Genomic DNA, 23,003 nt, shown 5'->3' on the forward strand with positions numbered 1-23,003 from the left:
ACAGTGTGTGTGTGTGCGTGTGTGTTTTTTTCTTAATCCCCCGCTCCATCGCTGGGGCTGTCGCCGCCGCACCCCCCCGCCCTAGCCCCCGGGGGGGCGGCCGGGGGGGGGGGGCCCCCCGCCTTTGCGCGTTTCGCCTCGGCTGTTGCCGGCGGGACCTAGCTGAAGGAGTCGCCGCAGGCGCAGGAGCCCGTCGCGTTCGGGTTGTCGATCGTGAAGCCCTGCTTCTCGATGGTGTCCACGAAGTCGATGGAGGCGCCGCCCAGGTACGGGGCGCTCATGCGGTCGGTGACGACCTTGACTCCGTCGAAGTCCTTGACGACGTCGCCGTCGAGCGAGCGCTCGTCGAAGAAGAGCTGGTAGCGCAGGCCGGAGCAGCCACCGGGCTGAACGGCGACACGCAGCGCGAGGTCTTCGCGGCCTTCCTGGTCGAGCAGGGCCTTGACCTTGGCCGCGGCGGCGTCACTGAGGATGATGCCGTCGGTTGCGGTGCTGGTCTCGTCCGATACGGACATCTACATCTCTCCCGGGTTGTACGGAGACTGCTTGCCGACCATTGCAACCGGCGGGGCGGCGGATTCATTCCGGGCCGGATGCTTGTCTTTCGGTCCTTCTTCATGCTCGCACACGGTGCGCGAAGCGGAAAACGCCTCTTTGGGGAATACGCGGGGCCGTCACCGGGATTCACGTCACATCGACATGATGGCCATCGTCAAACTGACGTGAACCGGTTATGATAGATAGCGTCAATCCGACGAGAAGTCGGTGAAGGTGTCCCGCTTGACCCGCCGGGTCCGGACTTTTCCGGCCCCGGCGAGCCGCAGAACAGAAAGGGTGCGTGTCGTGACCACCGCCCAGACCCAGGAGCTCGACGTACAGCCGACGCCCCTCGCCCTGCTGCTCCTCGGCCGCGAGGCCGACCCGAGGAGCGAGCGCGGCGTCGAGTGTCCCGGCGACCTGCCCTCGCCGTCCGACCCGGACCTGGTCGAGCGCGCCCGGGCAGCGAAGGAGAAGCTCGGGAACAAGGTCTTCGTGCTCGGCCACCACTACCAGCGCGACGAGGTCATCCAGTTCGCGGATGTGACCGGTGACTCGTTCAAGCTGGCCCGGGACGCCGCCGCGCGCCCGGAGGCCGAGTACATCGTGTTCTGCGGTGTGCACTTCATGGCGGAGTCGGCGGACATCCTGACGTCCGACGACCAGAAGGTGGTCCTCCCCGACCTCGCCGCCGGCTGCTCGATGGCCGACATGGCGACGGCCGAGCAGGTCGCCGAGTGCTGGGACGTGCTGACCGAGGCCGGCATAGCCGAGCAGGTCGTGCCGGTGTCGTACATGAACTCGTCCGCGGACATCAAGGCGTTCACGGGCAAGCACGGCGGCACGATCTGCACCTCGTCCAACGCCGAGCGGGCGCTGGAGTGGGCCTTCGAGCAGGGCGAGAAGGTCCTGTTCCTGCCCGACCAGCACCTCGGCCGCAACACCGCCGTCCGGGACATGGGCATGTCCCTGGAGGACTGCGTCGTCTACAACCCGCACAAGCCGAACGGCGGACTGACCGCCGATGAGCTGCGCGCCGCGAAGATGATCCTGTGGCGGGGCCACTGCTCGGTGCACGGCCGGTTCAGCCTGGAGTCGGTGAACGACGTGCGCGAGCGCATCCCGGGCGTGAACGTCCTGGTCCACCCCGAGTGCAGGCACGAGGTCGTCGCCGCGGCGGACTACGTCGGTTCGACCGAGTACATCATCAAGGCCCTGGAGGCCGCCCCGGCCGGCTCCAAGTGGGCCATCGGGACCGAGCTCAATCTCGTACGGCGCCTGGCGAACCGTTTCGCGCCCGAGGGCAAGGAGATCGTCTTCCTCGACAAGACGGTCTGCTTCTGCTCGACCATGAACCGCATCGACCTGCCGCACCTGGTCTGGGCGCTGGAGTCGCTGGCCGAGGGCAATCTGGTCAACCGCATCGAGGTCGACAAGGAGACCGAGGCGTTCGCGAAGCTGGCGCTGGAGCGGATGCTGGCGCTGCCGTAGCGCGGTACCCCGTCGCCCTGCCCCGTCGTCACCCCGAAGCGGGCTTCCGCTCGGGGTGCGCGGGGTCGAGGCCGAAGACGGTGCCGTCGGGAGCGGTGACGACCAGCGCGCCCTCGTTGAGCTGTACCTCGGGCCCGACCGTGCCGCCGGAGAACACCCGCGAGACCCGCGGCAGTGTCTCCCACAGCAGTTTCCCCCCGCGTGTGTCGAGGGCCGCCACCCGGCCGCTGCTGCTGGCCAGGTACAGGGTGTGCGTCCGCGTGTCGTACGTGGCCCTGCCCGGACTCTCCAGGCTGGTGGGGGTCTGCCAGAGCTGCTTGCCGGTGCGGGCCGACACGGCGGTCACCCGGCCGTTGGCCGACACGACCCACAGGGTGCCGTCCGCCAGCGTCGGCTCCCCGTCGTAGGCCTTCGCCAGCTTCGTCGTGCTGCGGGCCGTCGTGTCCTGGTCGATCAGCAGGATCCGGTCGTACGCCGAACTCCCCGCCACCCGGTCGTCGGTCCACACCAGCACGGCCAGCCGGCCGTCGAGGCTGCCGAGGATGCCGCTCGCGTACGGCACCTCGATGCGCCGCACCGAGCCGTCGGCCCGGTCCACCGCCAGGACCAGCGACTTCTCGGACTCGTCCAGCGTGCAGTGGGCGTACAGGTCCTTCAGGTCCGTGCCGGTCGTGGTGAACGTGCAGTAGTAGCCGGCGGGCACCTTCATGGTCCAGCGCGCGGCACCGGTGCGCGGCGAGCGGGCCGTCACCGTCCGGCCGTCGGCCTCGGCCGTCAGGACCAGCTCCCCGGACAGGACCAGGTCGACGTTCTGGTCGTTCACCTTGCGGGACCACAGCCGGGCGCCCGTCCTGTTGTCCAGGGCGATCACCTGGGTTGTCTCGGTCTGTCCGTCCGCGCTGGTGATGTTCTGCCGGACCAGCATCGCGCCCTCGCGGATGCCGAGGGGCTTGGCCCAGTAGTTCGGGCCATCGGTGTGTGCCGGTGCGAGGTCGGCACGCCACACGGTTTCGCCGGTCAGGCCGTTCAGACGTACCGGGAGGACTCCCTGGCCCGCGCAGTAGGCGGCGAGGTCGTGCATCAGACAGGAGGAGTCACCCTCGAACGAGGGCGCGACCGCCTTCCGGGCACCGAGGGGCGCCGTCTCGTCCACCGTCGTCTGCCAAACCCGCCAGCCGTCGGGCAGCGCCGACCACCGGGAGGAGGAGGGTGCGGGGGACGGTGAGGACGCCGGCCGGTCGCCGCTTTCCGCCAGGCCCGGCCCGAGCGTCAGATAGCCCGTCAGCCCCAGGGCGAGGGCGCCGACCGTGCCGGTGGCGGCCCACAGCGGACGCCAACGGCCGCTGCGGCCGGAGAGGGTGGCGTACGTCCGCCGGCCGAGACTCCCGGAACCGGTGGCCGCCGTCCCGTCGGCGCCGTTCCCTGGGCTGGTCTCCCGGTCGGCCAGGCTGTCCAGGCGCAGGCTCACCGTCTGCGGGTCGTCGTCCGCCGGTTCGGGCAGGACGGCCCCGAACTCCCTTGCCAGTTCGCCGAGTTCGGGCCGGTCCGCCACCTCCTTGGCGAGGCAGCGCTCCAGCACCGAGCGCAGCGGCTGGGCCAGCCCGTCCAGCACAGGCTCGTCGTGGACCACCCGGTACGCCGTCAGATAGGGGCTGTCCGCGTCGAAGGGGCCGCGCCCGGTGACGGCGTACACCAGCAGCGCCCCGAGCGAGAAGACGTCGGAGGCGGGGCCGACCGTGCGGGCGTCGGTGAACTGTTCCGGGGACATGAAGGGCGGGGTGCCGATCATCTGGCCGGTCTCGGTGAGGGTCTGGTGGTTCTCCGCCGCGCGGGAGATGCCGAAGTCGATGACGCGGGGACCGTCCTCGGCCATCAGGACGTTGGCCGGTTTCAGGTCCCGGTGCACCACCCCGGCCCGGTGGATGTCCCGCAGCGCCTCCACCAGCCCCAGCGCCAGCTGCCGCAACTCGGCCTCCCGCAGCGGGCCCCGCTCACGCAGCCGCTCGGCGAGCGAGCGGCCGGGCACGTACTGGGTCGCCATCCAGGGCCGGGCCGCCTCGGGGTCGGCGTCCACGACGGGCGCGGTGAAGGCGCCGCTCACCTTGCGGACGGCCTCGATCTCCTGCCGGAACCGGGTACGGAAGACGGGGTCCTCGGCGTACTGGGCGTGCACCACCTTGACGGCGACCTCACGGCCCGAGCGTGCCCTGCCCCGGTAGACGACCCCCATGCCTCCGGCCCCGAGCCGGTCGACCAGCCTGTACCCGCCGACCGACCTCGGGTCGTCCCTGTGCAATGGCACGCCCGAATCCCCTTCCACCGCAGAGCAGTTCGAGGCAAAGAATACGTAACCCGAAAACGCCGAAGGCCGGGTCCCCGATCTTGGTGGATCGGGGACCCGGCCGCCGTGTGGATCACGACCGTCGCCGTACCGGTCGGCGAGAGGCCGTCAGACCCCTGCCGGCTCCGGCTCGTCCGAGGTTGAGGTCGAGTCCGGCTCGGCAGGCGTTCCCGCCTTCTTGGCCCGCTTCGCCGCCCGCTTCTTCGCCCGGCGCTCCTTGCGGAGTTCCAGCATCGCGTACAGCGTCGGGACGAGGAGGAGGGTCAGCAGGGTGGAGGTGATCAGACCGCCGATCACGACCACGGCCAGCGGCTGGGCGATGAAGCCGCCCTCGCCGGTGACGCCCAGGGCCATCGGCAGCAGGGCGAAGATCGTCGCCAGGGCCGTCATGAGGATGGGCCGCAGACGGTGGCGGCCGCCCTCGATCACGGCCTCGACGACGCCGTAGCCCTGCTTGCGGTACTGGTTGATCAGGTCGATCAGCACGATCGCGTTCGTCACCACGATGCCGATCAGCATCAGCATGCCGATCATCGCGGGGACGCCCATCGGGGTGCCGGTCGCCACCAGGAGACCGATCGCGCCCGTCGCCGCGAACGGGATCGAGACCAGCAGGATCAGCGGCTGGACGAGCGAACGGAACGTCGCCACCAGCAGCATGAAGACGATCGCGATCGCCGCCAGCATCGCCAGGCCCAGGTTGGCGAACGCGTCGTCCTGGTCCTGCGAGACACCGCCGATCGACGCCGTCGCACCCGCCGGGAGCGTCAGGCCGTTGATCTTGGACTGGAGGTCCGCGCTCACCGCGCCCGTGTTGTCGCCGGTCGGCTTCGCGGTGATCGTGGCCGCGCGCTGGCCGTCGATCCGGGTCATCGAGACCGGGCCGTCCACCAGCTTCACGTCCGCGATGTCACCCAGCTTCACCGGGCCGAGGCGCAGGTCCTGAAGCTGCTTCAGGGTCTTCGCCGGCTCGGCCGCCCTGATGACGATGTCCCGCTCGGTGTCGTCGAGGATCGCCTGGGCCGCCGTGTTGCCGCGGACCGCCTGGCCCACCGCCATGCCGAGGGTCTGGTCGTTGAAGCCCGCCGCGGCCGCCTTGTCGTTGGCCTTCACCGAGATGCGCGGCACGCTCTGCGACAGGTCGCTGGTGACGTCGGTGACGTCGTCCAGGCCCGCCACCGCGTCCCGCACCTGCTCCGACGCCTTGCGCAGCACCTCCGCGTCGGCCGCCTTCACGACGACGCTCAGGTCCTGGGCGCCGAAGCCGTCGCCGGCTGCGATGGTGGTCGTACCGATGCCGCCCAGCTTCTTCAGGCCGGTCTCGATGCGGTCCTGTACGTCGTCGTACGACGCCGAGTCCTCCAGCATCACCTGGTACGACGCCTGGTTGGTGTCGGTGCCGCCGCCGAATGCCGCCATGAAGCCGGACGAGCCGACCGTGACCTGGTAGTCCTTGACGCCCTCGGTGCCGGCGAGCAGCCGCTCGACCTTCTTCGCCTGCTCGTCGGTCGCGGCCAGGCTGGTGCCCGGCTTCAACTCCTGCTTGACGGTGAGGACTTCCTGCTCGCCCTGGTCGAAGAAGTTCGTCTTCAGCAGCGGCGCCATGCCGAACGTACCGATGAGGATGACGATCGCCAGCAGCACACTGGTCAGCCGGCGACGGGTCGCGAACCGCAGGACGGGGACGTAGAGGCGCTGGAGCCGGCTCCTCGCCTCCTTCTCCTCCGCCATCCGGCGCGCTTCCTCGGCGTCCGCCGGCGTGCCCTTCGGCGCGCGCAGGAACCAGTACGACAGGACCGGGACCACCGTCAGGGACACGATCAGCGACGCCAGCAGGGCCGCCGTCACCGTCAGGCTGAACGAGCCGAACAGCTCGCCCACCATGCCGCCGACCAGGCCGATCGGCAGGAACACGGCCACCGTGGTGAGGGTCGAGGAGGTCACCGCGCCGGCGACCTCGCGGACCGCCTTGAGGATGGCGTCCTCGCGCTCCTCGCCGTAGCCGAGGTGACGCTTGATGTTCTCCAGGACCACGATCGAGTCGTCGACGACACGGCCGATGGCAATGGTGAGCGCGCCGAGCGTCAGCATGTTCAGGGAGAGGTCCCTGGTCCACAGGACGATCAGGGCCAGGACGACGGAGAGCGGGATGCTGACCGCCGTCACCAGCGTCGAGCGGATCGACGCGAGGAAGACCAGGATGACCAGGACCGCGAAGAGCAGACCGAGCGCGCCCTCCGTCGTCAGTCCGTCGATGGACTTCTTCACCGCCGGGCCCTGGTCGCTGACCACGGTGATCGTGGCGTCCGAGCCGAGGTCCTTGCGCATCTCCGACAGCTTGTCCTGCACCGCGTCCGAGATGGCGACCGCGCTGCCGTCGCGGTCCATGGTGACCGCGACCGCGAGGGACGGCTTGCCGTCGGTGCGGGTGATGGAGTCGGCCGGGGCCTGCTCCTGCTTGACGGAGGCGACGTCACCGAGGCGGACCGGCTTCGTGCCGGAGGCGGCCTCGCCGGTGACCATCAGGTCCTTGATCTGCTGCAGCGAGGTGAAGCCGCCGCCCACCTGGACGGTGCGGTTGTTGCCGCCCTCGTCGAAGGAGCCCGCCGGGACGGTGGCGCCGCCCGCCTGCAGGGCCTGCGAGAGGGCCGCCGAGGTCAGACCGGCCTTCGCCAGCTTGGCGTCGTCCGGCGTGACGGTGACCTGGAGGTCGCGTACGCCGTCGACGGTGACCTGGCCGACGCCGTCGATCTCCTTCAGGTCCGGCACGACGGTCCGGTCGATCCGGTCGGCCAGGGCCTGCTGGTCCGCGCCGGAGGTGACGGCCAGCACGACCGTCGGGATGTCGTCCGTGGAACCGGCGATGACCTGCGGGTCCACATCGTCCGGCAGCTGCACGCGGGCCCGGTTCACGGCCTGCTGAACATCGGCGACGAGCTGCTTGGTGTCGGGGCCGTAGTCGAAGGACGCCATGATGACGGCGTTGCCCTCGCTGGCCGTGGAGGTGACTCCGGTGACGCCGTCGACGGCTTCGAGGCTGTCCTCGATCGGCTCGACGACCTGCTTCTCGACGACGTCCGGCGACGCGCCCTGGTACGGGGCGAGCACGGACACCATGGGAAGTTCGATGGAGGGCAGCAACTGCTGCTTGATCTGGGGTATCGCGATCGCGCCGAAGGCGATCGCGATGATCGACATCAGGCCTATCAGGGCACGCTGGGCGAGGCTGAATCTGGACAGCCAGGACATGGGTTCAGGGTCTCTCTTCTGTGAGCGGCAGAAGTGGCAGCAGACGCCTGTGCTTCACAGATGAGCGCCCGCCCTTACACCCTGAGCCATCGGGGAGCCCGGTTTCCTAGACCCCAGGTCCATTTCCTTATACGGCGCATACTCCGGGCGCAGTACGCGAGGCGCAGTTCACTCCACCCTTGGACGTACCAGCCCGGACTCGTACGCGATCACCACGAGCTGGGCCCGGTCGCGCGCGCCGAGCTTGGACATGGCCCGGTTGACATGCGTCTTCACGGTCAGCGGGCTCACCTCCAGGCGCTCGGCGATCTCGTCGTTGGAGTGCCCGCCGGCGACCTGCACCAGCACCTCGCGCTCCCGGACGGTGAGGGCGTCGAGCCGCTCGGCGCGGGCCGGGTCGCGGTCGTCGCCGTCGCCCTGGGCCAGGAAGCGGGCGATCAGGCCCTTGGTGGCGGCCGGGGAGAGCAGTGCCTCGCCACCGGCCGCGACCCGGATGGCGGCGAGGAGTTCGTCGGGTTCGGAGCCCTTGCCGAGGAAGCCGGAGGCGCCGGCGCGCAGCGACTGCACGACGTAGTCGTCGACCTCGAAGGTGGTGAGGATGACGACGCGGACATGCGCGAGAGTCGGGTCGGCGCTGATCATGCGGGTGGCGGCGAGGCCGTCGGTGCCGGGCATCCGGATGTCCATCAGCACGACGTCCGCCCGCTCCTCCTTGGCCAGCAGCACCGCCTCCGCGCCGTCGGACGCCTCGGCCACGACCTCCATGTCGGGCTCGGAGTCGACCAGCACCCGGAAGGCGCTGCGGAGGAGGGCCTGGTCGTCGGCGAGCAGGACGCGGATGGTCATGGCAGGTCGGTCCTCTGCGGGGCAGCGGGCGGGTGGCTTCGCCATACGACAACTTCCGCGGGGTGCGCTTGAGTTCCGCGGGACGTCAAATGGCGGTCATCCGGCGTCTTCCGCGGCGCGGGTACGGCTCTTGACCGGCAGGATCGCATGGACGCGGAAGCCGCCTCCGTAGCGGGGGCCGGTGGTGAGGGTGCCGCGCAGGGCCGTGACGCGCTCGCGCATGCCGAGCAGGCCGTGGCCGCCGCCCTCGGAGGTGTCGTCCTCCCCGGCGCCGTCGTCCAGGACGGTGATCTCGACGTTCGGTCCCACGCGGACGACGCTGACCTCGGCTTTCGCCTCCGGGCCCGCGTGCTTCTGCACATTGGTCAGGGCCTCCTGGATCACCCGGTAGGCGGCCAGGTCCACGGCGGCGGGGAGGGTGGCGCCCTGGTCGGCGCGGGCGACCTCGACCTGGAGACCCGCGCTGCGGAAGGTGCCGGCGAGTTCGTCGAGGCGGTCGAGGCCGGGGGCGGGTTCGGTGGGGGCCTCGGGGTCGCCGGACTGGCGGAGCAGGCCGACGGTGGCACGCAGTTCGTTGAGCGCGGAGCGGCTCGCCTCGCGTACGTGGGCGAGGGCCTCCTTGGCCTGGTCGGGCCGCTTGTCCATCACGTGCGCGGCCACGCCGGCCTGCACATTGACCAGGGCGATGTGGTGGGCGACGACGTCGTGCAGGTCGCGGGCGATACGGAGGCGCTCCTCTGCGACGCGACGGCGGGCCTCCTCCTCGCGGGTGCGCTCGGCCCGTTCGGCACGCTCGCGGATGGCGGCGACCATGGCGCGGCGGCTGCGGACCGCGTCGCCCGCGGTGGCGCCGATGCCGGTCCAGGCGAAGATGGCGAGGTTCTCCTGGGCGTACCAGGGCAGAGGCCCGGCGAGCATGGCGGAGCCGGTCAGCACGGTCATGGTGAGCAGGCCGACGCGCCAGGTCGTGGGGCGGTCGGTGGTCGAGGCGACGGTGTAGAGGGCGATGACCGCGGACATGGCGACGGGCGCGCGGGGGTCGCCGGTGACGGACTCCACGACGGAGGCGGTGCCGGTGAGGGCGAGGACCGTCATGGGGGCGCGGCGGCGGAAGACCAGGGCCGCGGAGCCGAGGGCGATGAGCAGGAGGCTCAGCGCGTCCGGGGTGCGCAGCGCCCAGGTGACGCCGTCCTTCTCGTGCGGGTCCACGAACGAGCCGGCCACCATGCAGGCCAGTACGCCGACGGCCAGCGCCGCGTCCAGCGCCATGGGATGCGCTTTCAGATGCCGCCGGGCGCGGTCGAGGGTGCTCACGCTTGATTACGGTACGGCGTCCCCGCGGGGCTTGGAACGGGGGCCGACCTCAGCCGTGGAACGGCCCGGCTTCAGCCCGGAATCGGCCCGGCCTCAGCCTGGGAACGGGCCCGGCTTCAGCCCGGGATCAACCCGTCGTCGCTGAGCAGCTCCCGGACCTCCTCCAGCGTCGCGTCCGGCGACGGGAGGATCAGTTCGGAGGGTTCCAGGGAGTCGTCGGGCAGGGGGGTGCCCAGTTCGCGGACCTTGGAGAGGAGGGCTTCGAGGGTGCGGCGGAAGCCGGGGCCGTCGCCGTTCTCCATTTCCGCCAGGAGTTCGTCGTCCAGCTTGTTCAGCTCGGGCAGGTGGCTGTCGGACAGCTTCACCTGCCCCTCACCCATGATCCGGACGATCATGTCGCCCATCTCGGCCTCCTCGGCGTGAGCCCCGGCCGTCGGCTACTGCTTGTCGAAGCGCGGGGTGTCCTGCGGCTGCTGCTGGGACTGCGACTGGCCGTTGCCGCCCTCGATCGCCTGCTGCGAGGACGTACCGCCCGCCAGCTCCGCCTTCATGCGCTGCAGCTCCAGCTCTACATCCGTACCACCGGAGAGCCGGTCCAGCTCGGCCTGGATGTCGTCCTTGTGCATGCCGGACTGGTCGTCCAGGGCGCCGGAGGCAAGGAGTTCGTCGATCGCCCCGGCGCGCGCCTGGAGCTGGGCCGTCTTGTCCTCGGCCCGCTGGATCGCCAGGCCGACGTCGCCCATCTCCTCCGAGATACCGGAGAACGCCTCGCCGATACGGGTCTGGGCCTGGGCCGCCGTGTAGGTGGCCTTGATCGTCTCCTTCTTCGTGCGGAAGGCGTCGACCTTCGCCTGCAGCCGCTGGGCCGCGAGGGTGAGCTTCTCCTCCTCGCCCTGCAGCGTCGCGTGCTGGGTCTCCAGGTCGGTCACCTGCTGCTGGAGGGCGGCACGGCGCGACAGTGCCTCGCGGGCCAGGTCCTCGCGGCCCAGCGCGAGCGCCTTGCGGCCCTGGTCCTCCAGCTTGGAGGACTGGGACTGGAGCTGGTTGAGCTGCAGTTCCAGACGCTTGCGGGAGGTGGCCACGTCGGCCACTCCGCGGCGCACCTTCTGGAGCAGCTCCAGCTGCTTCTGGTACGAGTAATCGAGGGTCTCGCGCGGGTCCTCGGCCCGGTCAAGGGCCTTGTTCGCCTTCGCGCGGAAGATCATCCCCATACGCTTCATGACACCGCTCATGGGCTTCGCGCGCCCCCTTCTGACGTCCAGCTCCAGCTCTGCGACAGAACCCACAGTACGGGCCCTGCATCCATTGACGCACTGTTCGGGGACGGATGCGCTCATCCCCAAGGACGACTGCTGACGCTCCCGCTCCGGCGTAAGGAGTAGGTGACTCCCGGGGTGGTTCGCAACGTCCCCTCTGTCCCCCTACGACGACTGGTGTTGCCGGATCGTTCCCCATGGGGCTGGGGTCCAACCCCTGGCACCCCGTACCCTTGGGTTTTGTGTTCCGTAGCCGTGCCAAGGAAGAGAAGGCCCAGGCCGCCGACAAGGCGCTGGTGACCGACTCCACTCAGACCCGTCACCCCGAGGCCCCGAAGGGCCGCCCCACGCCCAAGCGCAGTGAGGCCCAGTCGCAGCGTCGCAGCGTCGCCAATACGTCGACGTCGCGCAAGGACGCCGCCAAACGGCAGCGCGAGGATCGCCGGGCCGCCCTGGAGAAGCAGCGCCAGGCGCTGGCCGGGGGCGACGAGCGGTATCTCCCGGCCCGGGACAAGGGCCCGGTCCGCAAGTTCGCGCGTGACTTCATCGACTCCCGCTTCAACATCGCGGAGTTCTTCCTGCCGATGGCCGTGGTCATCCTCGTGCTGAGCATGGTGCGGGTGGCGGCGCTGCAGAACATCGCGCTGCTGCTGTGGCTGATCGTGATCGTGCTGATCGTGCTGGACTCGTTCGTCACGGCCTTCCGTATGAAGAAGCAGATCGCCGAGCGCTTCCCCGCGGAGAACAGGCGTGGCGCCGTCGCCTACGCCCTGATGCGTTCCCTGCAGATGCGCCGGCTCCGGCTGCCGAAGCCGCAGGTCAAGCGCGGAGAGCGGCCCTGAGCACTGCTGCGTTCACCGGGGGTGCGGCCGACGCGTGGCTGAACAGGCTGGGCGGGCTGCGTGATGTCGTACGACAGGAGCTGGTGGCCCGGCAGCTCGACGAGCAGATAGCCGGGCGGTTCCCGGTCGGGCAGCGGTTGCGAGTGCTCGACGTCGGGATGGGCCAGGGCACGCAGGCGCTGCGGCTGGCCCGGGCCGGGCATCAGGTGACCGGCGTGGAGCAGGACCCGAAGATGATCGCGGTGGCCCGCGAGGAGCTGGCCCGCGAGCCGGAGGGGATCCGCGAGCGGGTGCGCCTCGTCCAGAGCGACGGGCGCGACACCGGTGTGCACTTTCTGCCGGGCAGCTTCGACGTCGTGCTCTGCCACGGTGTGCTGATGTACATCAAGGAGCCCGATCCGATGCTGGCCGGGTTGGCCCGGATGCTCGCCCCGGGCGGACTGCTGTCGCTGCTGGTACGCAACGCCGACGCGCTGGCCATGCGCCCGGGGCTGGGTGGGGACTGGGCCGGAGCGTCGGCCTCCTTCGACACGAACCAGTACCGGAACCGGCTGGGTCTCGATGTCCGGGCGGACCGGCTCGCGGAGCTGACGTCGACGCTCGCGGGGATCGGGGCGCCGCTGCACGCCTGGTACGGGGTGCGGGTGTTCACCGACACGGCGGCCGACGACGCGGAGATCCCGGCGGACGTGGACGCGTTGCTGGCGGTCGAGCAGCGGGCCGGGAAGACGGATCCGTATCGGAGCGTCGCGGCACTGCTGCATCTGTGCGGAGTGCGCGGCTGAGAGCCTTCACAGGTCTGAGGGCGAGGGCCTGCCGCCCTCGCCCTCAGCCGGTTCACGCCTCGGCGTGCAGGCTCATCGGGCCGTAGATCTCCGCGGCGTCCTCGAACAGCCGTACCTGGTCCGCGCCGCCTTCCCGCAGTGCCTTCCAGTGCTCACCGATCCAGGACTCGGCGTCCCCTTGGGTGGTGAACTCCTCGGGCTGCACCGCGGGCTGGACCTCCGCCCCGTCGGCCTTCTCGAACCGCCACGTCCATGCCGCCATGTACGCCTCCAAGGTGTCAACACGTGCAGTGCTACAGCGTATGCGGTTCGTGTCCGTCTGCGGACGCATGGGGGCTGGTCGCGACCCTAATGGGACGTCCCGCGCGCGCAAGATCAGCGGCGACCGGCGAAAATCGGTCCGTGGAACTCACTCTGCTCGGCACCGGTGCCCCCGCGGGACTCCCCCGCCCCGACTGTCCGTGTGCGTCCTGTGCGGGCGCGCTCGGCGATGATGCGCGGGCGGCCACCGCGTTGCTCGTGGACGGGGCGCTGCTGCTCGATCTCACCCCTGGGGCGGCGTTCGCGGCTGCGCGGGCGGGGCGTTCGCTGGGCGGCGTACGGCAGGTGCTGTTGTCGCATCCGCACGACGGGCCCGCCGTCGAGGTGCCCGCGGGGCTGCCGCAGCCCGGGCGGGTGCCGGAAGGACGGGAGTTGGCGCTGCTGACGGGGCATCGGGTGCGGGCGGTGGCGATGGACGCGCCGGGCACGGGATACGCGGTGACCGGGCCGGACGGGCAGCGACTGCTGTATCTGCCCCCGGGGGGTGCGCCGGCCGGCCTTGAGGAGGGGTCCGTCGGGATGTACGACATGGTCGTAGGGGATGTGGTGGGGCGGCCGGACGCCCTGGCCAAGCTGCGGGCGGTGGGCGCGGCCGGGCCGGCGACGGATGTCATCGCCGTCCATCTGGACCATGACGTACCGCCGGGCGCCGAGACCCGGCGGCGGCTGGCGGCGGCGGGGGCGCGGGCCGTGCCGGACGGGACGACGCTGGTGGTGGGGGCGTACGAGGACGTGCCGGACGTGCCGCGGCGGACCCTGGTGGTGGGCGGCGCCCGCTCCGGGAAGTCGGTGGAGGCGGAGCGGCGGCTGGAGGCCTTCCCGGATGTGCTGTACGTGGCGACCGGCGGCACCCGGGGCGGCGACCACGAGTGGGCGGAGCGGGTCGCCACGCACCGGGAGCGGCGGCCGGGGTCGTGGCGTACGGCCGAGACGTGCGACCTGGTGCCGTTGCTCTCCGAGGGCGGGGCGCCGTTGCTGATCGACTGTCTGTCCCTGTGGCTGACGGACGCGATGGACTCCGTCGGGGCGTGGGACGACGCGGTCTGGGCGGAGAGCGGCGAGAAGGCGCTCAGGGAGCGGGTGCGGGAGCTGACGCGGGCGGTGCGGGCGACTCGGCGCACTGTCGTCGCCGTGTCCAACGAGGTGGGGTCGGGGATCGTGCCGGCCACGGCGTCGGGGCGGCGGTACCGGGATGAACTGGGGCGGCTGAACGCGGCGTTCGGCGGGGAGTGCGAGCAGGTGGTGCTGGTGGTGGCGGGTCAGGCGGTGGTGCTCCGCGGTTGAGCGTGGTGCTCCGCGGTTGAGCGTGGTGCTCCGCGGTTGCGCTCGGCAGGGAGACGCCGCGATTGGTCGCCGGTCGTGTGCAGGTGCGTTGTGGCTGGTCGCGCAGTTCCCCGCGCCCCTTAGGGGGTTGTCGTGACCGGCGATCCGGGACTCAGGTTGGCTCCTTGCGGGCGATGACCCGGTAGGCGTTCGAGAGAGGCGTGAGGCTGAGCAGGGGTGCCAGGACCAGGTCCACCGCCCAGGCGGCGGCCACCAGGGGGGCGCCCAGCAGGGCCAGTACCGGGCCGAGTGCCAGGTTCAGGACCAGGGCGATCGTGGCCGCGAGGTCGTACGGGACGTGCGGGGTGCGGCGGTCCGTCGCCACGATCGTGCAGCCCTGGGACCGCAGTTCCTCGCGGAGCTTGCGCAGGGGCACCGGGTGCAGATGGCCGTGCGGGGTCTGCGGGACCCAGCAGCAGCCGAACAGCAGGGCGAACAGGCTGCGGGGGTTGGGGAGTTCGAGGACGAGATGGCCGCCGGGGCGCAGGACCGCCAGGGCGGCGCGGAGCTCCGCGCGGGGGTCCGGGGCGTGTTCCAGGTGGCGGAACATGCTGACGACGTCGTAGCGGGTGCGCAGCCGGGCCGTGACCCGGGGGTCCGTCAGCCGGCCGACGTGGGCCTCCTCCACCCGCTCGGCCACGCGCGCGTGCAGCACGCGGTGGGTGGGGTCCAGGCCGTCGAACGCCGTGTACGGGAAGAGTTCCTTCGCCGCCTCCGGGAAGTGGGCGTCGCCCGTGCCCACGTCCAGCCAGCTCTCCGGCTCGGAGATGAAGGGGAGCGCCGCGAGGGCCGCGGCTCTCAGCCGACGCGGTGACGTCTTGCGTACGGCCTTCAGGTACCGGGGGGCGTAGGTGTGGTCCCAGCATGCGGCGAGGGGCAACGCACAGGCGGTGCGGCGTCGTTGGGAGGGGGCGGTCGCGGTCATGGGCGGCTCCCGGGCGCGAGGCGTAGGGCGGGGGGTGTGGGGCGGTGGGGTACGGCTGGGGTTCGGCGGAACGGTGCGAGCATGCCCTGACAATCCATTGCAAAACGGAACGTATGGGATGGCGATCTCAGGTGCAACGACGTCGTGTGGACAGGGCGCTGACGTGGCGGAGCCCCCGGTGGCCATGTGGCGCCGTTCTGTTCGACCGGTGCCGGTACTGTTCGGCGAATGAGCTCGCTTAATCTCGACGACTTCACTGATCTGATCGAGCGCCCCGACGGAGGGGTGCGCCGAGACGCAGAGGCGCGCCGTGAACGTCAGATCGTGCCGCCCGGGGCGCTGGGCCGCCTCGACGAACTGGGTGAGTGGCTGGCGGCCGCGCAGGCGGCCGTGCCGGTACGGCCGATCGAACAGCCGCGGGTCGTGCTGTTCGCCGGTGACCACGGCGTCGCCGAGCTGGGCGTGTCGGCGCGGCCCGCGGGCGGCGCCGGGGAGTTGGTGCGGGAGATCCTGGAGGGCGGCCGGCCGGTGTCCGTGCTCGCGCGGCGGCTCGGGGTCCCGGTGCGGGTCGTCGACATGGCACTGGACTGCGACCCGGAGTCGCTGCCGGAGACGGTCGTACGGCATCGGGTGCGGCGCGGCAGCGGCCGTATCGACGTCGAGGACGCGCTGACCCTGGAGGAGGCGGAGGCCGCCTTCCGGGCCGGGGTCGCGGTGGCCGACGAGGAGGCCGATTCCGGTACCGATCTGGTGGTGCTCGGCGATGTGAGCGTCGGGGGCACCACGGCGGCCGGGGTGCTGGTCGCGGCGTTGTGCGGGACCGACGCCTCGGTGGTGACCGGCCGGGGCGGGCTGGCCATCGACGACCTCGCGTGGATGCGCAAGTGCGCGGCGATCCGGGACGCGCTGCGCCGGGCGCGGCCGGTGCTCGGGGACCAGCTGCAGCTGCTGGCGACGGTGGGCGGGGCCGACCTCGCCGCGATCACCGGGTTCCTGCTGCAGAGCGCGGTGCGGAAGATGCCGGTCGTGCTGGACGGGGTGGTGGTCGCCGCCTGTGCGCTGGTGGGGCAGCGGATCGCGTTCCGGGCCCCGGACTGGTGGCTGGCCGCGCACGACAGCGGGGAGCCCGGGCAGGCGAAGGCCCTGGACCGCATGGCCCTGGACCCCCTGCTCGACCAGGGCGTGAAGGTGGGCGAGGGCGCCGGCGGTCTGCTGGCCCTGCCGACGGTCCAGGCGGCGGCGGCACTGGCGGCGGAGCTGCCGGAGAAGCCGGAGCCGCAGGAGAAGCCACAGGACTCCGAGCTGGAGTCGGGCACCGAGTAGGGGACAAGTAGGGGACAAAACGGGCCAATCCTTCCGACCATGCACATATGATCACCATGTGAACACCCTCGTCCGCTGGGCCCGTGCGGAGTGGGGGGCGTTGTACCGCGCCGTACGGGGGGCGTTGGTGAAGCGGCGGTGGTGGGCTGCGCCCATGACGCTCGGGGTGGTGTGTCTCACCGGGGTCATGCAGGTCGTGCAGAACCAGTCCTGGGGGTACCGGGTCGTTCAGGACGTCGGGGCCGTCCGCGCCGAGGACCCCCTGTGGCTGGCGCTGCTGCGGACGCCGCTGTCCCTCTTCGTACCGGCCCTCGATCTGCCGGTGTGGGGTGCGCTCGCGCAGGTGCTGCTCGTGTTCGGGATCGCCGAGATGTGTCTGGGCTGGTGGCGGACCCTGGTCGTCGCCTACGTCGCGACGCTCGCCGGAACCCTGTACGCGCGCGTGGGCATCGCGCTCGGCCCGGACCACCCGATCGGGCTGCCCGCCCAGGACGCACGGGTCGTGGACACGGGACCGTCGGCGGCCGTGGTGGGCCTGGCGGTGTTCCTCGGGTGGCGGTACGGCGCCTACGTCACCGCCGGTGCGGTGATCGTGGCGATGGTGGTCGAGGTGGCGCTGAAGGAGAACCTCGCCGGCAAGGAGCACCTGGCGGCAATCGCGGCGGTGCTGGTGCTGTGCGCGGTGGCGGCGGTGCGGGGGCGGCGGCGTCAGCGGCGGTCGACGGCGCCGTCCGGCTGCGCGTCCGGCTTGCCGCCCAGCCATTCCTCCAGGGCCCGGCGAGGCCGTGCCCAGCGCCGGTCGTGGCGGTAGGCGCGCAGGCTCGCCCTGGCCCGGGCGCGCGGGCGACGGCCGTAGAAGCGGCGGGCCCACGGGGAGTCGGGGCGGGCCAGCCGGATGGCGCCGACCAGGGCGATGACCGGCACGATCACACCGAAGATCGCGATGCGGGCCTTTCCCTTGCTGAGCGCGATGAGGGAGAAGAGGAAGCTCACCGCGATGTTGAGCAGGACGGTGCCGCGGCTCTGCGTCTCGTCCTGGTTGAGGTCGTTGACGCCCAGCGGTGAGAAGCCCACGAGCAGCAGGCCTCCCATGGCCGCCGTGAGGACGACGACCTCCACGCTCTTGCGGCCCTCCTCGCTCCAGTACACGTCGTCGAGGTGGAGGATCAGCGCGAACTCGTCGAGGACCAGCCCCGCGCCCATGCCGAAGAGCACCGCGAAGACGGCGGCGCCGAAGCCGTAGCGGCTGCTGGACACCGCGCCGAAGCCGCCGAACACGGTGAGGACGACACCCGGGACCACGTGGTGGATGTGGACGGCGCCGGTCTCGATGTTGCGGAAGGGGCCCTTGCCCGCACGGATGAGGCGGGTGATGACCCGGGTGACGAGGAAAGTGACGACGAACGCGGTCAGGGCCAGGAGCAGCGGGAGCTTCCCCGGTTCGATGATGTTGCGTTCCAGCCAGTGCCCCATGGTCCCAGTGTGTGCGGGACGGGGGCGGGCCGCCTTGCGGCCGGGGCGTCCGGGCTAGTCTGCGGGCGTGTCCATGACCCCACCGCCCCTGCACGGCCTCCGCTTCGCCTTCGGCACCCTCAGCGTGCTGCCGGTCAGGGTGAGTCGGTGGGACCGGGGGGCCGCACGCGGCGGGATGCTCTGCGCTCCGCTCGTCGGGGCGGTGCTGGGACTGGGCGCCGGTGCGCTCGGCCTGTTGCTCCTCTTCCTCGGCGCCGGTCCGCTGCTCGCCGCCGTCGCCACGGTCGCCGTTCCCGCCGCGCTCACCCGGGGCCTGCATCTCGACGGGCTCGCCGACACCGCCGACGGGCTCGGCAGCGGCAAGCCCGCCGAGGACGCGCTGCGGATCATGAAGCAGTCGGACATCGGGCCGTTCGGTGTGATCACGCTGGTGCTCGCCCTGTTCGCGCAGGTCGCCGCGCTCTTTCAGCTGTACGACGACTCCTGGGCCCGGGGCGCCCTCGCCGCCCTCGTCTCGGCGGTCGCCGCCCGCCTCGCGCTCACCCTCGCCGCCCGCACCGGCGTGCCCGCCGCCCGGCCGGAGGGGCTGGGGGCCGCGGTGGCCGGGGTCGTTCCGGTGCCGGGTGCGGTGGCCGTCGCCCTGGCCGCGACCGGCGTCGCCGCCGCGGCGGGGGCGCTGTTCGGGACGTACGACATCGCCCGCACCGCCCTCGCGGTGCTCGCCGCACTGGCCGCCGCCGAACTCCTGCTGCGGCACTGCACCCGCCGCTTCGGCGGCGTCACCGGCGACGTCTTCGGCGGGCTCGCGGAGACGGCGGCGACGACCGCCCTGATCGTGCTGACCCTGGGCTGACGCCACCGACAGGTGAACGCCCGTAGGAATGAGCGAACGCTCACACGAGCGTAGGCTCGTCCCGAGTGTTCGCCGTACCGGGGAAGGCCCCGCCGTCACCCCACCCGTAGGACCGAACTAGGGTCGGCCGTCGGGCCCGGTCGACCCACACCAATTCGGCCATGCAACTTCACATCGGAAGCGAGAATTCACCACCGTGACTGCTCTCACTCTCAGCACCGCAGCGGCGCCCGGCCTGCGAGCCGACGCGATCGTGATCGGTGTCGCCAAGGGCGCTGCGTCCAGGTCCGGGGGACTCGTCGTCGCCCCGGGCGCCGAGGCCGTGGACAAGGCGTACGACGGCAAGCTCGCCGGCGTCCTGGAGACCCTCGGTGCCTCCGGCGCCGAGGGCGAGGTGACGAAGCTCCCCGCCCCCGCCGGCTTCAAGGCCCCCCTCGTGGTGGCGGTCGGCCTGGGCGCCGAGCCCGCGGACGCCAAGGACGGGGCGTACGACGGGGAGGCGCTGCGCAAGGCCGCAGGCGTCGCCGCCCGTTCCCTCGCCGGCTCCAAGAAGGCCGCGTTCGCGCTGCCGCTGGGCGACGCCGGTGACATCGGCGCCGTCGCCGAGGGCGTGCTGCTCGGCGCCTATGCCTTCGACGCCTACAAGGCGAACGGCAAGGACGCGAAGAACAAGAAGAACGGCAAGGCCCCGCTCGCCGAGGCGGCCCTGCTCGGCGGCAAGCCCCGCGACAAGGAGCACAAGGCGGCGATCGAGCGCGCCACCGCCGTCGCCGAGGAGCTCAACCGCGCCCGCGACCTGATCAACACCCCGCCGAACGACCTCACCCCGGAGTCCTTCGCCGCGATCGCCTCGGCCGCGGGCAAGGAACACGGCATCAAGGTGCAGGTGCTCGACGAGAAGGCCCTCACCAAGGGCGGCTACGGCGGCATCCTCGGCGTCGGCGCCGGCTCGGCGGCCGGTCCGCGGCTGGTGAAGCTGTCGTACACGCACTCCAAGGCGAGCAAGCACCTCGCCCTGGTGGGCAAGGGCATCACCTACGACTCGGGCGGCATCTCGCTGAAGCCGGCCGGGCACAACGAGACGATGAAGTGCGACATGAGCGGCGCGGCCGCCGTGTTCGCCGCCGTCGTCGCCGCCGCGCGGCTCGGCCTCCAGGTGAACGTCACGGGCTGGCTGGCGCTCGCCGAGAACATGCCGTCGGGGACCGCCACCCGCCCCGGTGACGTGCTGCGCATGTTCAGCGGCAAGACCGTGGAGGTGCTCAACACCGACGCCGAGGGGCGGCTGGTGCTGGCGGACGCCCTGTGGGCGGCCTCGCAGGAGGAGCCGGACGCGATCGTCGACGTCGCGACGCTCACCGGTGCGATGGTGCTGGCGCTGGGCAACCGGACGTTCGGTGTCATGGCCAACGACGACGCGTTCCGCACCGCGATCGTGGAGGCGGCCGAGGAGGTCGGGGAGCCGTCCTGGCCGATGCCGCTGCCGGAGCACCTGCGCAAGGGAATGGATTCTCCTACCGCCGACATCGCCAACATGGGTGAGCGGATGGGCGGCGGACTGGTCGCCGGGCTCTTCCTGCGCGAGTTCGTCGGTGAGGGGATCACCTGGGCGCACCTGGACATCGCGGGCCCCGCGTTCAACGAGGGCGGGCCCTTCGGGTACACCCCCAAGGGCGGCACCGGCAGTGCGGTCCGCACGCTGGTCAGGCTGGCCGAGGTGACGGCCGCGGGCGACCTGGGCTGAGGTCACCGGGTACGAGGGGGCTCCGCGCGCGGGTAGGGCGGAGCCCCCTCTCCCCTGCGTGCTCAACTGAACGTGGGGCGTCTCACACACCGGCCCGGCGTCTCGTTCGGTGTGGACAAGTGCGAAGATGGGGCTCGGCAGGACAGGGCCCCCACCACAGGGCCGAAGAAAGAGCGGCCGGACACCAGCCGCCTGTCGGTCATCGACGACCGGCGTACGGCGCACATGCATGGAGGACGTGACGTGGCGAACGACGCCAGCACCGTTTTCGACCTAGTGATCCTCGGCGGTGGCAGTGGCGGTTACGCCGCGGCACTGCGCGGGGCGCAGCTGGGCCTGGACGTCGCCCTGATCGAGAAGGACAAGGTCGGCGGCACCTGCCTGCACCGGGGTTGCATCCCCACCAAGGCCCTGCTGCACGCGGGCGAGATCGCCGACCAGGCCCGCGAGAGCGAGCAGTTCGGTGTGAAGGCAACCTTCGAGGGCATCGACATCGCCGGGGTCCACAAGTACAAGGACGGCGTGATCTCCGGCCTGTACAAGGGCCTGCAGGGTCTCGTCGCCTCCCGCAAGGTGACGTACATCGAGGGTGAGGGCCGCCTGTCCTCCCCGACCTCCGTCGACGTCGGCGGCCGGCGCGTCCAGGGCCGTCACATCCTGCTGGCGACCGGCTCCGTGCCGAAGTCGCTGCCGGGCCTGGAGATCGACGGCAACCGCATCATCTCCTCGGACCACGCCCTCGTCCTGGACCGCGTGCCGAAGTCCGCGATCATCCTGGGCGGCGGCGTCATCGGCGTCGAGTTCGCCTCCGCCTGGAAGTCCTTCGGCTCCGAGGTCACCGTCATCGAGGGCCTGAAGCACCTCGTCCCGGTCGAGGACGAGAACAGCTCGAAGCTTCTTGAGCGCGCGTTCCGCAAGCGCGGCATCAAGTTCAACCTGGGCACCTTCTTCTCCAAGGCCGAGTACACCGCCGACGGCGTCAAGGTCACCCTCGCCGACGGCAAGGAGTTCGAGGCCGAGGTGCTGCTGGTGGCGGTGGGCCGTGGCCCCGTCTCCGCCGGTCTCGGCTACGAGGAGCAGGGCGTCGCGATGGACCGCGGCTATGTCCTCGTCGACGAGTACATGCGCACCAACGTCCCGACCATCTCCGCCGTCGGTGACCTCGTCCCGACCCTCCAGCTCGCGCACGTCGGCTTCGCCGAGGGCATCCTGGTTGCGGAGCGTCTGGCCGGTCTGAAGACGGTTCCGATCGACTACGACGGTGTCCCGCGGGTGACCTACTGCCACCCCGAGGTCGCCTCCGTCGGCATCACCGAGGCCAAGGCCAAGGAGATCTACGGCGCGGACAAGGTCGTCGCTCTGAAGTACAACCTGGCGGGCAACGGCAAGAGCAAGATCCTTAACACCGCGGGCGAGATCAAGCTCGTCCAGGTCAAGGACGGTGCCGTGGTCGGCGTCCACATGGTCGGCGACCGCATGGGCGAGCAGGTCGGCGAGGCCCAGCTGATCTACAACTGGGAGGCGCTGCCGGCCGAGGTCGCCCAGCTCATCCACGCCCACCCGACCCAGAACGAGGCGCTCGGCGAGGCCCACCTGGCCCTGGCGGGCAAGCCGCTGCACGCGCACGACTGACCCTCGGTCGACGAACGCGACGACTCAGACTTCCGCAATTCGTAAGGAGCAACCGAAACCATGGCGGTTTCCGTAACCCTTCCGGCGCTCGGCGAGAGCGTCACCGAGGGCACCGTCACCCGTTGGCTGAAGGCCGAGGGTGAGCGCGTCGAGGCCGACGAGCCCCTGCTGGAGGTGTCGACGGACAAGGTCGACACCGAGATCCCCTCCCCCGCCGCCGGTGTCCTGGCCTCCATCAAGGTCGCCGAGGACGAGACGGTCGAGGTCGGCGCCGAGCTGGCCGTGATCGACGACGGCACGGGCGCCCCCGCCGCCGCCCCGGCTCCCGCCGCTGCCGAGGCCCCGGCCCCGGCCGCTCCGGTGGCCGAGGCTCCGGCCCCCGCCCCGGCTCCCGAGGCCCCCGCCGCTCCGGCCGCCCCGGCCGGTGGCGCGTCCGGCACGGACGTGGTCCTCCCGGCGCTCGGCGAGAGCGTCACCGAGGGCACCGTGACCCGCTGGCTGAAGGAGGTCGGCGAGGAGGTCGCGGAGGACGAGCCGCTGCTTGAGGTCTCCACCGACAAGGTCGACACCGAGATCCCGGCGCCGGTCGCCGGTGTCCTGCTGGAGATCGTGGTCGGCGAGGACGAGACCGCCGAGGTCGGCGCCAAGCTCGCCGTCATCGGCGCCCCGGGTGCCGCTCCGGCGGCCGCCCCGGCTCCGGCCGCCCCGGCCCCCGCCGCCGCTGCCCCCGCCCCGGCCGCCCCCGCGG

General features: G+C 71.5%; 20 protein-coding genes. 10 read left to right on the forward strand and 10 right to left on the reverse strand.

What is annotated here, in order from left to right; all coding sequences use genetic code 11:
- Nucleotides 1-158: 158 nt before the first annotated feature.
- Nucleotides 159-515, reverse strand: coding sequence for an iron-sulfur cluster assembly accessory protein (locus ACFWYS_RS19635; RefSeq protein WP_351201280.1), 357 nt, complete (start codon nt 513-515; stop codon nt 159-161).
- A 328-nt stretch (nt 516-843) separates the two neighbouring features.
- Between ACFWYS_RS19635 and nadA the strand changes: the two genes are divergently transcribed.
- Nucleotides 844-2,028 carry a quinolinate synthase NadA gene (gene nadA, locus ACFWYS_RS19640; protein ID WP_384770113.1) on the forward strand — a complete coding sequence of 395 codons (1,185 nt, stop codon included), beginning with the start codon at nt 844-846 and terminating at the stop codon, nt 2,026-2,028.
- A gap of 28 nt (nt 2,029-2,056) precedes the next feature.
- On the opposite strand, the gene ACFWYS_RS19645 is transcribed toward nadA, so the two are convergent.
- The 6 genes from ACFWYS_RS19645 to ACFWYS_RS19670 form a co-directional block, all read right to left on the reverse strand.
- Nucleotides 2,057-4,330 carry a PQQ-binding-like beta-propeller repeat protein gene (locus tag ACFWYS_RS19645; protein WP_384770116.1) on the reverse strand — a complete coding sequence of 758 codons (2,274 nt, stop codon included), beginning with the start codon at nt 4,328-4,330 and terminating at the stop codon, nt 2,057-2,059.
- 147 nt (nt 4,331-4,477) lie between these two features.
- Nucleotides 4,478-7,618 carry an efflux RND transporter permease subunit gene (locus ACFWYS_RS19650; RefSeq protein ID WP_384770119.1) on the reverse strand — a complete coding sequence of 1,047 codons (3,141 nt, stop codon included), beginning with the start codon at nt 7,616-7,618 and terminating at the stop codon, nt 4,478-4,480.
- A 168-nt stretch (nt 7,619-7,786) separates the two neighbouring features.
- Nucleotides 7,787-8,464, reverse strand: coding sequence for a response regulator (locus tag ACFWYS_RS19655; protein ID WP_384770122.1), 678 nt, complete (start codon nt 8,462-8,464; stop codon nt 7,787-7,789).
- Between the two features lie 96 nt (nt 8,465-8,560).
- Nucleotides 8,561-9,778: a sensor histidine kinase gene (locus tag ACFWYS_RS19660; protein ID WP_384770126.1), complete on the reverse strand. Its 1,218-nt coding sequence runs from the start codon at nt 9,776-9,778 to the stop codon at nt 8,561-8,563.
- A 116-nt stretch (nt 9,779-9,894) separates the two neighbouring features.
- A complete protein-coding gene (locus tag ACFWYS_RS19665; RefSeq protein ID WP_384770188.1) occupies nt 9,895-10,173 on the reverse strand; it encodes a hypothetical protein in 279 nt (92 codons plus the stop codon).
- 42 nt (nt 10,174-10,215) lie between these two features.
- Nucleotides 10,216-10,998, reverse strand: coding sequence for a PspA/IM30 family protein (locus tag ACFWYS_RS19670; RefSeq protein WP_384770128.1), 783 nt, complete (start codon nt 10,996-10,998; stop codon nt 10,216-10,218).
- Between the two features lie 233 nt (nt 10,999-11,231).
- On the opposite strand from ACFWYS_RS19670, the gene ACFWYS_RS19675 reads away from it, so the two are divergent.
- Together ACFWYS_RS19675 and ACFWYS_RS19680 are read left to right on the forward strand one after the other, a co-directional pair.
- The gene (locus ACFWYS_RS19675; protein WP_384770130.1) at nt 11,232-11,876 is read left to right on the forward strand and encodes a DUF3043 domain-containing protein; all 645 of its coding nucleotides are present in this window, start codon (nt 11,232-11,234) and stop codon (nt 11,874-11,876) included.
- 83 nt (nt 11,877-11,959) lie between these two features.
- Nucleotides 11,960-12,661, forward strand: a complete 702-nt coding sequence (locus tag ACFWYS_RS19680) for a class I SAM-dependent methyltransferase (protein WP_384770133.1) — start codon at nt 11,960-11,962, stop codon at nt 12,659-12,661.
- A gap of 52 nt (nt 12,662-12,713) precedes the next feature.
- Here ACFWYS_RS19680 and ACFWYS_RS19685 read toward each other — a convergent pair whose 3' ends face one another.
- Entirely contained in the window at nt 12,714-12,923 is a 210-nt protein-coding gene (locus ACFWYS_RS19685; protein WP_384770136.1) for a hypothetical protein, read from the reverse strand.
- Nucleotides 12,924-13,063: 140 nt separating this feature from the next.
- Here ACFWYS_RS19685 and ACFWYS_RS19690 point away from each other — a divergent pair, with 140 nt between their 5' ends.
- Entirely contained in the window at nt 13,064-14,266 is a 1,203-nt protein-coding gene (locus ACFWYS_RS19690; RefSeq protein ID WP_384770139.1) for a bifunctional adenosylcobinamide kinase/adenosylcobinamide-phosphate guanylyltransferase, read from the forward strand.
- Between the two features lie 151 nt (nt 14,267-14,417).
- Here the strand turns inward: ACFWYS_RS19690 and ACFWYS_RS19695 are convergent, their stop codons facing one another.
- Entirely contained in the window at nt 14,418-15,230 is an 813-nt protein-coding gene (locus tag ACFWYS_RS19695) for a class I SAM-dependent methyltransferase (RefSeq protein WP_384770142.1), read from the reverse strand.
- 228 nt (nt 15,231-15,458) lie between these two features.
- On the opposite strand from ACFWYS_RS19695, the gene cobT reads away from it, so the two are divergent.
- On the forward strand, nt 15,459-16,553 hold the full coding sequence (gene cobT / locus ACFWYS_RS19700; protein WP_384770144.1) for a nicotinate-nucleotide--dimethylbenzimidazole phosphoribosyltransferase: 1,095 nt from the start codon (nt 15,459-15,461) through the stop codon (nt 16,551-16,553).
- A 58-nt stretch (nt 16,554-16,611) separates the two neighbouring features.
- Nucleotides 16,612-17,364: a hypothetical protein gene (locus ACFWYS_RS19705; protein WP_384770147.1), complete on the forward strand. Its 753-nt coding sequence runs from the start codon at nt 16,612-16,614 to the stop codon at nt 17,362-17,364.
- Here ACFWYS_RS19705 and ACFWYS_RS19710 read toward each other — a convergent pair.
- Nucleotides 17,262-18,026: a hypothetical protein gene (locus tag ACFWYS_RS19710; RefSeq protein WP_384770150.1), complete on the reverse strand. Its 765-nt coding sequence runs from the start codon at nt 18,024-18,026 to the stop codon at nt 17,262-17,264. The two genes, ACFWYS_RS19705 and ACFWYS_RS19710, sit on opposite strands and share 103 nt — an antisense overlap.
- Nucleotides 18,027-18,099: 73 nt before the next feature.
- Between ACFWYS_RS19710 and ACFWYS_RS19715 the strand changes: the two genes are divergently transcribed.
- The 4 genes from ACFWYS_RS19715 to ACFWYS_RS19730 form a co-directional block, all read left to right on the forward strand.
- On the forward strand, nt 18,100-18,879 hold the full coding sequence (locus tag ACFWYS_RS19715; protein ID WP_384770191.1) for an adenosylcobinamide-GDP ribazoletransferase: 780 nt from the start codon (nt 18,100-18,102) through the stop codon (nt 18,877-18,879).
- A 196-nt stretch (nt 18,880-19,075) separates the two neighbouring features.
- The gene (locus ACFWYS_RS19720; RefSeq protein WP_384770153.1) at nt 19,076-20,623 is read left to right on the forward strand and encodes a leucyl aminopeptidase; all 1,548 of its coding nucleotides are present in this window, start codon (nt 19,076-19,078) and stop codon (nt 20,621-20,623) included.
- 243 nt (nt 20,624-20,866) lie between these two features.
- Nucleotides 20,867-22,255, forward strand: a complete 1,389-nt coding sequence (gene lpdA / locus ACFWYS_RS19725; RefSeq protein ID WP_384770155.1) for a dihydrolipoyl dehydrogenase — start codon at nt 20,867-20,869, stop codon at nt 22,253-22,255.
- A gap of 60 nt (nt 22,256-22,315) precedes the next feature.
- The coding region (locus tag ACFWYS_RS19730) for a biotin/lipoyl-containing protein (protein WP_384770157.1) at nt 22,316-23,003 on the forward strand (688 nt) is incomplete at its 3' end.

Origin of the sequence: Streptomyces sp. NPDC059010 (assembly GCF_042740355.1) — a bacterium.
Lineage (GTDB): Bacteria > Actinomycetota > Actinomycetes > Streptomycetales > Streptomycetaceae > Streptomyces.

Bases quoted from the DNA above. Each gene is read 5' to 3' on its own strand.
- ACFWYS_RS19635 (WP_351201280.1), bottom strand. From the start codon at position 515: ATGTCCGTATCGGACGAGACCAGCACCGCAACCGACGGCATCATCCTC.
- ACFWYS_RS19650 (WP_384770119.1), bottom strand. From the start codon at position 7,618: ATGTCCTGGCTGTCCAGATTCAGCCTCGCCCAGCGTGCCCTGATAGGC.
- ACFWYS_RS19655 (WP_384770122.1), bottom strand. From the start codon at position 8,464: ATGACCATCCGCGTCCTGCTCGCCGACGACCAGGCCCTCCTCCGCAGC.
- ACFWYS_RS19665 (WP_384770188.1), bottom strand. From the start codon at position 10,173: ATGATCGTCCGGATCATGGGTGAGGGGCAGGTGAAGCTGTCCGACAGC.
- ACFWYS_RS19670 (WP_384770128.1), bottom strand. From the start codon at position 10,998: ATGAAGCGTATGGGGATGATCTTCCGCGCGAAGGCGAACAAGGCCCTT.
- ACFWYS_RS19675 (WP_384770130.1), top strand. From the start codon at position 11,232: ATGGGGCTGGGGTCCAACCCCTGGCACCCCGTACCCTTGGGTTTTGTG.
- ACFWYS_RS19685 (WP_384770136.1), bottom strand. From the start codon at position 12,923: ATGGCGGCATGGACGTGGCGGTTCGAGAAGGCCGACGGGGCGGAGGTC.
- ACFWYS_RS19695 (WP_384770142.1), bottom strand. From the start codon at position 15,230: ATGACCGCGACCGCCCCCTCCCAACGACGCCGCACCGCCTGTGCGTTG.
- cobT (WP_384770144.1), top strand. From the start codon at position 15,459: ATGAGCTCGCTTAATCTCGACGACTTCACTGATCTGATCGAGCGCCCC.
- ACFWYS_RS19710 (WP_384770150.1), bottom strand. From the start codon at position 18,026: ATGGGGCACTGGCTGGAACGCAACATCATCGAACCGGGGAAGCTCCCG.
- ACFWYS_RS19715 (WP_384770191.1), top strand. From the start codon at position 18,100: ATGACCCCACCGCCCCTGCACGGCCTCCGCTTCGCCTTCGGCACCCTC.